The organism is Acinetobacter sp. Ag2, assembly GCF_001005515.1.
Lineage (GTDB): Bacteria > Pseudomonadota > Gammaproteobacteria > Pseudomonadales > Moraxellaceae > Acinetobacter > Acinetobacter bereziniae.
The window spans coordinates 25,597-37,597 of sequence record NZ_LBNA01000058.1 but is presented as its reverse complement, the minus strand read 5'-3'; the positions used below and the strand labels follow the sequence as shown (position 1 = coordinate 37,597).

8 protein-coding genes are annotated in these 12,001 nt (G+C 39.1%); 2 read left to right on the top strand and 6 right to left on the bottom strand.

All coding sequences use genetic code 11. The annotated features are described in order from the left end of the window. Positions 1-7: 7 nt before the first annotated feature. The 5 genes from AAV97_RS18140 to pilG all read right to left on the bottom strand — a co-directional run bounded on the left by AAV97_RS18140 (position 8) and on the right by pilG (position 8,070). A complete protein-coding gene (locus AAV97_RS18140; protein WP_046761325.1) occupies positions 8-4,501 on the bottom strand; it encodes an Hpt domain-containing protein in 4,494 nt (1,497 codons plus the stop codon). A 144-nt stretch (positions 4,502-4,645) separates the two neighbouring features. Continuing rightward, the gene (locus tag AAV97_RS18135; protein ID WP_004827618.1) at positions 4,646-6,715 is read right to left on the bottom strand and encodes a methyl-accepting chemotaxis protein; all 2,070 of its coding nucleotides are present in this window, start codon (positions 6,713-6,715) and stop codon (positions 4,646-4,648) included. A 42-nt stretch (positions 6,716-6,757) separates the two neighbouring features. Further along, the gene (locus AAV97_RS18130; protein ID WP_004827616.1) at positions 6,758-7,294 is read right to left on the bottom strand and encodes a chemotaxis protein CheW; all 537 of its coding nucleotides are present in this window, start codon (positions 7,292-7,294) and stop codon (positions 6,758-6,760) included. A gap of 3 nt (positions 7,295-7,297) precedes the next feature. After that, positions 7,298-7,666: a response regulator gene (locus AAV97_RS18125; RefSeq protein ID WP_004827615.1), complete on the bottom strand. Its 369-nt coding sequence runs from the start codon at positions 7,664-7,666 to the stop codon at positions 7,298-7,300. Between the two features lie 20 nt (positions 7,667-7,686). Continuing rightward, positions 7,687-8,070 (bottom strand): twitching motility response regulator PilG, encoded by a 384-nt coding sequence (pilG, locus tag AAV97_RS18120; protein WP_004827613.1) that lies wholly within the window; start codon positions 8,068-8,070, stop codon positions 7,687-7,689. A gap of 284 nt (positions 8,071-8,354) precedes the next feature. On the opposite strand from pilG, the gene AAV97_RS18115 reads away from it, so the two are divergent. Both AAV97_RS18115 and AAV97_RS18110 read left to right on the top strand, forming a co-directional pair. Continuing rightward, positions 8,355-8,996, top strand: a complete 642-nt coding sequence (locus tag AAV97_RS18115; protein ID WP_046761324.1) for a hypothetical protein — start codon at positions 8,355-8,357, stop codon at positions 8,994-8,996. A 247-nt stretch (positions 8,997-9,243) separates the two neighbouring features. After that, entirely contained in the window at positions 9,244-10,959 is a 1,716-nt protein-coding gene (locus AAV97_RS18110) for a proline--tRNA ligase (RefSeq protein WP_046761323.1), read from the top strand. A 69-nt stretch (positions 10,960-11,028) separates the two neighbouring features. On the opposite strand, the gene AAV97_RS18105 is transcribed toward AAV97_RS18110, so the two are convergent. Next, complete coding sequence (locus AAV97_RS18105; RefSeq protein WP_046761322.1) at positions 11,029-11,988, bottom strand: DUF6160 family protein; 960 nt, start codon at positions 11,986-11,988, stop codon at positions 11,029-11,031. Positions 11,989-12,001 lie beyond the last annotated feature (13 nt).

The window sequence follows — 12,001 nt, the reverse complement described above, 5'->3', positions numbered from 1 at the left end:
AGCGCTCCTATTTAACCGTCAACAAAGCATCAATATTGGCTAATAAATCAGCCTCTTGGAATGGTTTACCCATATAGTTTGTCACACCCAAGCTGAATGCACGTTCGCGATGTTTTTCACCTGTTCGTGAGGTAATCATAATAATTGGCAAGTCATGATGAATTTCATGATGGCGAACCAAATTGGTCACCTCAAATCCATCCATTCGTGGCATTTCAATATCGAGCAACATCAGATCTGGTTTGACATTTTCAAGTTGCTCAATCGCATCAACACCGTCTTTAGCCGTAATCACATCAAAACCTTGACGTTCCAATAAACGTGACGTTACTTTACGCACTGTCACCGAGTCATCCACAATCATAATCAGACGACGTTGATCGCGATGACGTTGTTTATCTTGTTGTAAATATTCTGCACCACCACGACTTGAACCCTGAACTTGTCGCGCAATATTTTGCCCATCAAGAATCAAACAAACTTGACCATCACCGAGAATCGTTGCACCTGCAATCGCATTAATTGCCGCAAATTGCTTCCCAATCGGTTTTACCACAATTTGAGAACGCGAACCAATTAACTGATCAACCAGAATCGCGACAGATTGACCTAAGCTCCCTTTAATCAATAACACAGGTAATGAATGTGCAAAGCCATGTAAACGTGGCGTCACCTGATTGGCTGTAAACTCACCAAGATAACGCAATTTATAACTTTGGTAATCTATATCGAAATAGTCATTTTGAGTTTCGAAATACTCTTCCAGAGCGGCTGGGGAAATTCGCACAATACGATCAATTTGCGATAATGGCACAGCAAACTGTTGATCACCGACTTTCACCATCAATGCATCACTCACAGCAACTGTTGTTGGCACACGGATGGTAAAAGTAGAGCCATGCCCCAGTTCAGAACTTACACTGACCTGTCCACCTAACGATTTAATTTCACTTTGAACCACATCCAGTCCAACACCGCGTCCAGAAATCTGGGTGACTTGTTGTGCTGTGCTAAAACCAGGATGGAAAATAAATTGTAAAATTTCTTCTGGTTCTAAATGCTGATCTGATTTAATCAAGCCTTTTTCAATGGCTTTATCACGGATAATTGCAGGATCGATTCCTTTACCATCATCTTTAAAGGACACCAAAACATCGGTACCTTGGCGACTAATATTCAAGTCGATTCGACCAGTCAATGGCTTGCCAGCTTTTTGTCGCTGCTCTGTATCTTCGATCCCGTGGTCGATGGCATTACGCAACATATGCTCTAATGGAGATACTAATTTCTCCAAAATATTACGATCTAATTCACCTTCCGTATTATTCACCAACAGTTCGGTAGGCTTATTGACCGTCGAGGCTGTTTGGCGTACCAAACGCTGTAATCGTGGTAATAAACGAGAGAAAGGAACAAGTCGGGTACGCATCAGGCTTTCTTGAATTTCAGCTTGAATACGTGACTGTTGCAATAATAAGCCTTCAGTATCACGAATTTTCTCTGCTAAGGTGGTTTTAAAGTCCACCAAGTCGGATGCAGATTCAGCAAGCGATTTAGACAATTGATTCAAGGATGAATATTGGTCCATTTCCAATGGGTCAAAGTCCGCATAGCGCGCACTTAAATCCCCATGTTTAGCAATAATTTGACTTTCCAACTCGCCTTCCATTCGACGAAGCTGATCTGCCAAACGTTGAATCGCAAGCTCCATATCGGTCAATGTATTTCCCAATTGACCCAAATCCATTTCAATACGCGAACGGTTGATGGCATTTTCACCAGAAAGATCGATCATCTTCTCAACCAAATCCGCAGAGATACGAATCATCTCATTATTGGTTTCAGTTTTTTCAGAAAGATCCCATTCACCCAACATAGATGGTGGTTCAGTTCCATCTCCTTGAACAAACTCATTATTGGTCTGTTCAAAAATCAAATTGGTTCGAGATAATTTTTCTGGAAGCTGAGCAGAAACATCGACATATTGCATACGGTTTAAATTTAACTTCAAACCATCAAAATTATCGTAACTCTGTTTGAAAATTGCTGCATCTAACCAGTGAAAAGCACTTTCCAATAAACCGTCATAGACATTGGAATTAAAGTTGTGCTGACCAAATTGTTCAAATGCATTTTCAAGCTCATAAGCAATATCCGCAACACCTTCCAATTTCACCATTTTTGCACCGCCTTTTAAGCTGTGTGCAATACGTTGCAATTGAAGTAGTAAACTACGGTTACTTCGTTGATCAAACCATTGATTCAAGATATTTAACCCATCATCAATCAGCTCACGAGCTTCCTCAATGAAGGTTTCTTGAGCAACACGTTCGGCGTCATCCAAGTCATGTACTTGAATCTGTTCAACGAATGGCTCAGCTTGTTCAAGCGTTGCTTGCTGCTGATCTGCAGAAATAACATCAAATTCTGGAGTAACAGACTCGTCAACTAAAACAATCTCATCTTGGGCTTTTTCAGCTATCTCAACATTCGTATCATGCAAGAATTGCTGTTGATCAATATGCTGTAAAACCTCAAGAATGTGTGTTGCAGGATAATCAATAGATTTTTCACGAATCAACTGAATACGATCTGCGACATCATCTTGAATCAAACGAATAGATTGAATAACTTGTGGTCCAGCTTTGAGCTGACCTTTAATCACGCGCTCATAAATTGTTTCGAGTTCATGAGCAATTAAACCAATATGCGTCGCCTGAACCATATTTGCGCCACCTTTTAAAGTGTGCAAATAGCGCATTAAATTATTGAGTGCAGTGGTATCATCTGGATGACTTGACCATGTATTTAGGTCATGATCCATACCTACCAACAGCTCATCTGCCTCCTCAATAAAAATATCAAGAACGTCAGCATCAAACTCACGCTGACTTTGCGCAGAATCTATATTTTGCTTATCGAGATTAATTTGAGTTAAGACATAATGATTACCTGTCTCAACAGCGTTAATATCAGATACAGCTACTACCGCATGTTGAACTGCTGGCTCAATGCTTGGTTCAGCAATTTGAATCTGGTCTACATCAATTTCTTGATGTACATAATCATGAAGCTCATCCAAAATCGCCTGAGTTGCACCACTCAAGCTGACACGCTGACCAGATGCCAAGGTATCAAATAAATGAATGAATTCTTGATGTGCTTTAGAGAATATTTCGAAAGCATAATCCGTATTCAACAAATCAGGCTTGGCAATAATCTGTGTATATCCGTCTTTGAGTGCAAGACTGAAATCATGAATACCTTGTGACGCACGATTGTCGGTATGATCGACGAGGATCTGAGCCTGTTGAATCAGTTGTTGGAAATATTCTGGATATTCAACTTGAGCGCGTTTATCAAACTCGAATTCAGCATCCAACAATAGATCTATTTCCAAATCGACCAATTGAGTCACTAAACCTGCTTGTGACTGATGATCTTGTTGATATTGATGTTGGAAATCATAACGCTCCCAAGCATCATTAAATTTTTGATAAATCTGGGCTAATTGCGTATCTTGATCACCGGTTTGCTTGAGTACATGCAAATAATCACTGACGAATTCAGCATAATAAGTCAATAGGGCGTTTTCATTTTTAGAAGACTCCGTATCTTCTTGGACCAACACTTTAAACAAATGCTCAACTTTACCACTTGCTTCAAATACATCCTGAATATGCGCCATAGAAGAACTTCCGCGCAAAGTATGTAATGCCCGAATCAAGCGATTATATTGTTCCGGTGTATGTTGCTCTAAATGCAAAAAGTCTTTGATCGTTGCCAGATGTTCTTCCGACTCTTCAACAAAAATCGTCAGGGTTTCAGAGATTAAACTTTCATCCGAAGTCGGCGTTGTTTCCACAGCAGATTCATCAATTTGAATCAGGTCTGCCACTGCATGCTCTTCGGCATTTTCGTGGTTTGCCATAGCTGCTACTGTTTCTATATGCTCTACAAGTGGCTCGCTATCAGCAATTTCTAAACCCGTCAGCACATTCTCATGATTGAGGGTATGCGCAAGTGACAGTAGATCCGCCAAAGCAGGTTCTAAACTCTGTTTCTGCTGTAATTGTTGCCCCAAATACACCAATGGTGCCAAATCTAAATGATGTGGTTGTTTATTTAAAAACTCAGCATACAATTTGAACTTATACACATTAAATACAGCACTGACATATTGTTGAATTTCAGTACTTAATTCCAAGTTTTTTGCAATTACACGATTTAATGTATCTTCAACAGTCCAAGCCAACTCACCTGAACGCTTTGCCCCCACCATACGTCCAGAGCCTTTAAGGGTATGGAAATAGCGACGTACATTCACCAATTCCTTATCTTTGGACTCATCATTTAGCCATTGATCAAGAGAAGCTTGCAACTGTTCAAAAATTTCTTCAAGTTCTTCTACAAAAATTTCTAAAATCTCATCATCCTGATCAAGATAAGCATCTTCAGGTAAAGTGACGTGTTCAACTAAATGTTTTAATATTTCTTTCATAGCTCAGGCTTCTATGTTAGTTCCCGATTTTGGGACTAAAACCTTTCAAAATACAGTCAAGCTGAATGGCTTTAGAAGGCTTTTCACTGTGCGCAATCACTACCGTTTTAGTGTAGAAATTGCGCATATCAAGTCTCAATCGTTTTAGTCTGGTAATTTAAAGTCAGAAACTGATTGACGTAATGAATCCGCCATACTTGCCAATTCAGATACCGAACGTGCTGTATCAAACGTTGCACCCGTAGTTTGCGAAGTAATTTCTTGTACAACATTCATCGTATTGGCAATATGACCTGCTGATGCAGACTGCAATTTCGCTGATTCAGAAATACTTTCAATCAAACCTGCCAAGTTACTCGATACTGTTTGAATTTCACCCAAGGCAACACCCGCATCTTTTGCAAGGTTCGCACCACGCACAACCTCAGAAGTGGTTTGTTCCATTGAAATTACGGCTTCGTTGGTATCGGTCTGAATGGTTTTTACCAATGTTTCAATCTGCTTGGTCGCTGATGCTGAACGTTCTGCAAGACGTTGTACCTCATCCGCTACCACGGCGAAACCACGACCTGCTTCACCTGCCATAGATGCCTGAATTGCAGCGTTTAATGCCAAGATGTTGGTTTGGTCAGCAATATCGTTAATCAGCGAGACAATGTTACCAATCTCTTGAGAAGATTCACCCAAACGTTTAATACGCTTTGATGTTTCTTGAATCTGCTCACGAATCGTATCCATCCCCTCAATTGAACGGTTTACAACATCTGCACCATTTGACGCGATTTGTACTGAACGTTGTGCTACCTCTGCTGATTCGGCAGCATTGGCAGATACGTGGTCAATTGATTGTGCAATTTCATTAATCGCTGTCGATGCACCCGCAATCTCTTGCGCCTGATGCTCAGATGCCTCAGCCAACTGGTTGGTAATTTGTTGAGTATTCTGGGTATATTGTGCAACTTCTTGAGAAGTCTCATTGATTCGCGATACAAGATCACGTAACTGGTCAATCGCAAAGTTAATCGAATCGGCAATTGCACCTGTAAAGTCTTCAGATACCGTTGCATACGAACTCAAGTCACCATCTGCCAAATCGGCAATTTCATCCAATAAACGTAAAATCGCATTTTGGTTACGGTCATATTCGTCTTGTAAACGCATTACACGTACTTTATCTGACTCACTACGTAAACCAATCAATTTAAATACAGCAAATAAGAATGCGCCTAAAGCAAACAATAAGATTAAGGCTGGTAAAATTGTACCTACACCTGTATTTACTGAAAGTCGATCTAAGCCTTTTAATAAATTATCAGATTCTGCAAAGATATTTGATGAAGCTTGGCGAACTTTAAAAATTTGATCAGAGTTCTTCAATACTGAAGTCGATGCCAATTGCACAATTTCATTATAATCTGATTTGATACTTTCTAAAGATTCACGCAATTCAGGCTTGTCAATACGGGTTACACCCAAATCTGCATTACCATTTAATTGCGCATTTAAGTATGTTCCGAAAGTTTCAGTATCGGCATTAAAGTCTTCTGCAGAAGCACGCGTATTATCTGAACCGCCGAGTACTGAACCAATTGAACGTAAAATACGTTCTGCAAGGAATACTTGGTTTTTCGCGATTACAACCTGTGTACTTGGCATGTTATCACGTGCCATTTGGTCAACCATTAAGTTATATTCAGCCTGCATGCCAGGAATCACATCTGCAACGGCGATATTGGTGTCGTATAACTGGTTAATGATTTTTTGATGGGTCGCAATCATGTCAATATCAGCAGAAACCTGATTCCAGGTTTTTTCAACCCCTTCAACTGCTTTTGAAGATGCATGAATATCTTTCACAATATCCAAGTTTTCTTTAAATTTCTTTTGTGATGCCACTAAAGCATTGATCGATTCTTTTGACCCTGAAGCTGTTGCTTCTGTTGCTTGACGCGATAATGTTTGAGATAAAAGTTTTAATTCACCCAAACTACGAGTTAAGTCGTTATTTCGAGGAACTGTATAGAATAAAACCAAAAGTAAAATAATCGCAACGATGATGCTGACAATCGCCATTTGAATAAATGGTTTTGATTTGTCACTTTCCCCAAATAACTTTGCAAACTCATCAATTTTCGATTTGGTTTTTGTTAATACGCCCGGACTACTTTTTTGAGCAGTATCCCCTGTATTTTTCTTTTTTAGTTTAAAGCCCATTCAGCTTCTCCCGATTCGCTTAACTCTAATTAGGCGTCAAAGCTAGTTTATAAATTTTTCTGATGCGTTCATGTATTGAGGATCATTCAACAAACGACTGAATAAGAATATGTTCCAAGCTTGGTTGTGCTGTTGGAAATATCCTTGACAATAAGTTTGAAGCTTTTCTTCCAGTTGATTATTTTTAGAAAAAAAGCTTTTTTTATTAAAATGTTGAATCCCCAAAACCTGATCTACGACCAGACCAACATAATGGTCATTATGACTAATACATAAGACTTTTTGAGTAGGTAGAAATTGGCTTCTTTGCCCCGTTAAATAAAAAGCCAAATCGGAAACCGACAATAACCGTCCGCGAATATTCGCTAAACCTTTTACCCAGCCCTGAACATTGGGAACTGGTGTATATTTTGGCGGATAAATAACTTCCGAAACTTCCCCCAATGGAGCAACAAAATATTGCCCCATCATTTCAAATGCAATGCCTGACCATCGGTTTACTTCACTTTCATTGTCAGCGTAATTTTTATTTCCTCGCTTAGACAATCGAAGTAATTCGATAAATCCATTTGCTGCCATACATTATCCTGCTTGCAGATGCTGCTTGATTGTGCTGATCAGCTGATTTTCATCAATTGGTTTTGTTAGATAATCACAAGCACCCTGACGTTTGCCCCACACACGGTCAGTTTCTTGATCTTTGGTACTTACAATCACAATTGGAATATGCTTCGTTGTTGCACCACGAGCAATTTGACGAGTTGCTTGGAAGCCATTGACCCCAGGCATGACCACATCCATCAATACAAGATCTGGTAACTCGGCTTGTGCGATGGTTATCCCATCTGCACCGTTGGTTGCTTCAATCACCTCAAATCCATGTTTAGCCAAGATTTCTTTAAATCTAAACATTTCAGTTGGTGAATCATCAACGATTAAAATTTTTGTCATTCTTTCCCCCAAATTAACCGTTATGCACTCACATGGTTGCGAATTGCATTCAATAATTCATCTTTACTAAATGGTTTGGTTAAATATTCATCAGAACCGACAACTCGACCCTTTGCTTGATCAAATAAGCCATCTTTGCTTGATAGCATAATGACTGGAATATTTTGATAATTTTGAGAATTTTTAATCAATGCACAGGTTTGATAACCATCCAAACGAGGCATCATAATATCAACAAAAACGATATCTGGATTAGCTTCAGCAATCTTAGACAAGGCTTCAAAACCATCTACCGCAGTAACTACTTCACAACCTTCTCTTTGTAATAATGTTTCAGCAGTACGACGAATGGTTTTAGAATCATCGATCACCATGACTTTAAGATTTTGAAATTTATCGTCCATTTAATGCCCCTTTCCGTAAGCTTGGAATGAATTGTGCTGTACAGATTTATTTTTACAATTAATCATGGTTTTTTAACATATATTAACTCACTTTATCAATGAACATTTCTTGTCATAAATCTCACTTCAAATAAAAAAACACAGTAAAGCTCACATAAAAAAAAATATTCTGTATTTTTTTAGAACTTAATTGTTTATTAAAATTTTGTAACCACATAAAATGATCAAAGATCGTTTTTAAAATCATATAACTGACTTTATTTTTTGGGGATGGCAGACTTCGAATGGATAGAATAATCTATTACCAAAATACGGACTCAAAAACAAAAAAAATACGCTGTTTGACCTTGGCAATGAGTTTGATCACCTGTAGTGCGTTGGCATATGCAGATGTATCGCAACCTAAAGCGGTTTGGTATCGATATTATGATAAAAATGGGGTCGCAAATATTAGTACCTCTGTCACGCCTGCACACATCAAAAATGGCTATGAAGCACTTGATCGCAATATGCAGGTGATTAGACGCAATCAAGCCTACAACGTTGAAAAGGATCTGCAACAGTCGACCTTACGTGCCTCTGAAGTGCGTAAATTAGAACAAGATGCCCGTCTTAAACGTGCTTATGGAAACTCATCCGTTGCCATCAATAAACGCAATGAGCTTCTCAACAACTTAAAACAGCAAATAGCATTACAAAATCAAAATCTTAAGCAATTACAAAGTGATCGAATCATATTAAAAAGACAGGAAATGGAATATTATAGAAAAGGCAATACCGTACCGTCTACGCTTAAAGATCGAATCAAATACAATGCAGAAAACATAGATAAAACAAAAGGCTATATTGAAAATTTACAAAATAATTATCGCAGTACACAAAGCAAGTATGACGATATTATTAATCGGCTCAAAAAACTTGAATAATCAACCTTTAAATCAAAAAAATTCATATCCTCTATTGAAAAAATCTCAACAAAGACCAAAGCTATTTATATTTTCACTCAACTTTTTAAGTTTGAACCTCATACAATAACCATGAATAACATATCGCACATCATCTGATCTTTGTATTTCAGCCCAATCGGGCATTAAAAACCTTCAGCTAATTTTTTATCGTATTATTTTATCGTATAATCTTCCCTTTAAATCTAAAAATTTTAGGACAGTTTCCATGCGCGCGAGTCGCTTTTTGTTTGCTACGTTGAGAGAAACCCCAAACGATGCTGAGGTCATTTCACATCAGTTGATGTTACGTGCGGGGATGATTCGTAAGTTGGCTTCAGGTTTATACACTTGGCTGCCGATGGGTGTACGTGTACTCAATAAAGTTGAAGCAATTGTACGTGAAGAAATGAATCGCGCAGGCTCATTGGAAACGCTCATGCCCGTAACACAACCTGCTTCACTTTGGGAAGAATCAGGTCGATATGTGCAATATGGTCCTGAACTTTTACGGTTTAAAGATCGTCATACCAACGATTTTGTGCTCGGTCCAACTCATGAAGAAGTGATTACTGATTTAGCACGTAATGAGCTAAAAAGTTATAAGCAACTTCCGATGAATTTCTACCAAATTCAAACCAAATTCCGTGATGAAATTCGCCCTCGTTTTGGTGTGATGCGTTCACGTGAATTTATTATGAAAGATGCATATTCTTTTCATGTCGACCAAGCGTCACTACAAGAAACATATGATGTCATGTATGACACATACTGCCGAATCTTTACACGCTTGGGCTTAAATTTCCGTCCTGTTCAAGCGGATACTGGCTCGATTGGTGGTTCTGGCTCACATGAGTTCCATGTACTTGCATCAAGTGGTGAGGATGATATCGCATTCTCTACCGAATCAGATTTCGCAGCCAATGTTGAAATGGCTGAAGCAATCTTGGTCGGTGAACGTACTGCACCAAAACAACAATTTACGATTGTCGATACGCCGAATCAAAAAACCATTGCAGATGTTTCTGCCTTTTTAAATACAGATCCAGCCCATTCTGTGAAAGCTTTATTGGTACAAGGCGTTGCAGATGAAAAAGGTCATGTTCCAGTAGTTGCATTGTTCTTACGTGGCGATCATGAGCTCAATGAAATCAAAGCTGAAAAGCACCCTCTGATTGCTGCACCATTGACTTTTGCGACTGACGAACAATTAAAAGCATTGGATTTGACAGCTGGATTCTGCGGTCCTCAAGGATTGGTGGAAAAAGGCATAGTAGTCATTGCTGATCGTGCCGCTTCAGTGCTTTCTGACTTTGTTGCTGGTGCAAACGAAGTTGATAAACATGCTATTGGTGTAAACTGGGAACGTGATGCTCAGTTTACTGAAGTGTTTGACTTACGCAATGTTGTAGAAGGTGATCCTTCTCCAGATGGTCATGGCACCATCATGATCAAACGTGGTATTGAAGTTGGTCATATTTTCCAATTAGGCAAAAAATATTCTGAAGCTTTGGGCTGTAAAGTTCTCGGTGATGATGGCAAACCATTAGTGGTGACTATGGGATGTTATGGTATTGGCGTAACACGTGTAGTTGCCTCTGCAATAGAGCAAAACTTTGATGACAAAGGGATCATTTGGCCTACGGCGATCGCACCTTTTGAAGTTGCCATTGTTCCAATGAATGCTCAAAAATCACCACGTACACTTGAAGCTGCTGAAGCACTGTATAATGAATTGCAAACAGCAGGTTATGATGTATTGCTTGATGATCGCAATGAACGCCCAGGTGTTAAATTCTCTGATTTAGAGTTGACTGGTATCCCTCATCGTATCGTAATTGGTGAGAAAGGTTTGGATGCTGGTACTTTCGAATATAAAGGTCGTAGAGATGCAGAATCTGTTGATTTAAGCAAAGCAGACCTGTTGGCTAAATTAGCGAAGTAATTTGACCAGCAATAAAAAACCCGCAAATTATAATGCGGGTTTTTTATTTAATCATGTTTTAACTCATCGCTATAAGCCATTAATTTTCACTTTTAAATCTGTAACAGATGTCCCAATCGCACCAAAGTTCCCCATCGAACCATTCTGAAGACCATTAAAAACAGTCGCTGCACTTGCACCGCTCGTTCCCATGATCATCTGATTGATTCCAAGATCAAATTTACTCGACTCACCCGTATTGCCAAATACAAAGCCACTTGACTCCACACCCGCATAGAAACCATTTAACGAAAAACCATTGGTTTTGTCTGTGCCTGTCAGTTGAAAATTAAAATTTGCACCTACATCACTATCATCCGATAAAAGTGCAATGGCACAACCAGTTCCTGTACCACAAATCGACTGAATTGCTCCACCAAAAGCAATCATACGACCCTGAGGCGCATTGCCGAGCTGTAAATTCATCGTTGGTTTTGATGCTGCAAAATTAATGTCAATGCCACTGTCCATTTTTAATATTTTAATGACATCGCTCTTTTCTGAAGTACCTGTGAAAATAGATTGATAGCCTGTTGGACCCGAAGATGAATTTGCACCTGCCAAGTAAAGCGCAAAAGGTGAAACCTTTATCCCTGTAATATTACTTCCAAAACTGAGACCAATATTGGCAAAAGGCTTACCTGTTGAACCACTGATCGCCCCTCCATCAGTATCCATTACAACATTCATCGTTGACGAATTAGAAGCACCTAAGAAGCTTACACTCATGCTCTGATCTGCAAGTGTTCCAGCACTTTTACCTGCAACAACAAGCGATGCTTTATTTGCATCATTCACAGTTGTACCTAAGCCATCACGATCAATAATAGACAGTTGGTTCACTTGGACTTTGCTAATATTTATACCAGCATCAATCCCTGCCTGACCCGTTGTTTGAGAAAGACCTTGATCATCCAGTGGCTGCATTGCCATTGCAACTGGACTCAATACCAATAATGATATACACCCTAGCTTGTTGTTTTTCTTCATTATCCTAATCCTT

What these genes read in the sequence shown, in the direction of transcription:
- AAV97_RS18140 (WP_046761325.1), bottom strand. Translation starts at nt 4,501, where the DNA reads ATGAAAGAAATATTAAAACATTTAGTTGAACACGTCACTTTACCTGAA.
- AAV97_RS18135 (WP_004827618.1), bottom strand. Translation starts at nt 6,715, where the DNA reads ATGGGCTTTAAACTAAAAAAGAAAAATACAGGGGATACTGCTCAAAAA.
- AAV97_RS18130 (WP_004827616.1), bottom strand. Translation starts at nt 7,294, where the DNA reads ATGGCAGCAAATGGATTTATCGAATTACTTCGATTGTCTAAGCGAGGA.
- AAV97_RS18125 (WP_004827615.1), bottom strand. Translation starts at nt 7,666, where the DNA reads ATGACAAAAATTTTAATCGTTGATGATTCACCAACTGAAATGTTTAGA.
- pilG (WP_004827613.1), bottom strand. Translation starts at nt 8,070, where the DNA reads ATGGACGATAAATTTCAAAATCTTAAAGTCATGGTGATCGATGATTCT.
- AAV97_RS18115 (WP_046761324.1), top strand. Translation starts at nt 8,355, where the DNA reads ATGGATAGAATAATCTATTACCAAAATACGGACTCAAAAACAAAAAAA.
- AAV97_RS18110 (WP_046761323.1), top strand. Translation starts at nt 9,244, where the DNA reads ATGCGCGCGAGTCGCTTTTTGTTTGCTACGTTGAGAGAAACCCCAAAC.
- AAV97_RS18105 (WP_046761322.1), bottom strand. Translation starts at nt 11,988, where the DNA reads ATGAAGAAAAACAACAAGCTAGGGTGTATATCATTATTGGTATTGAGT.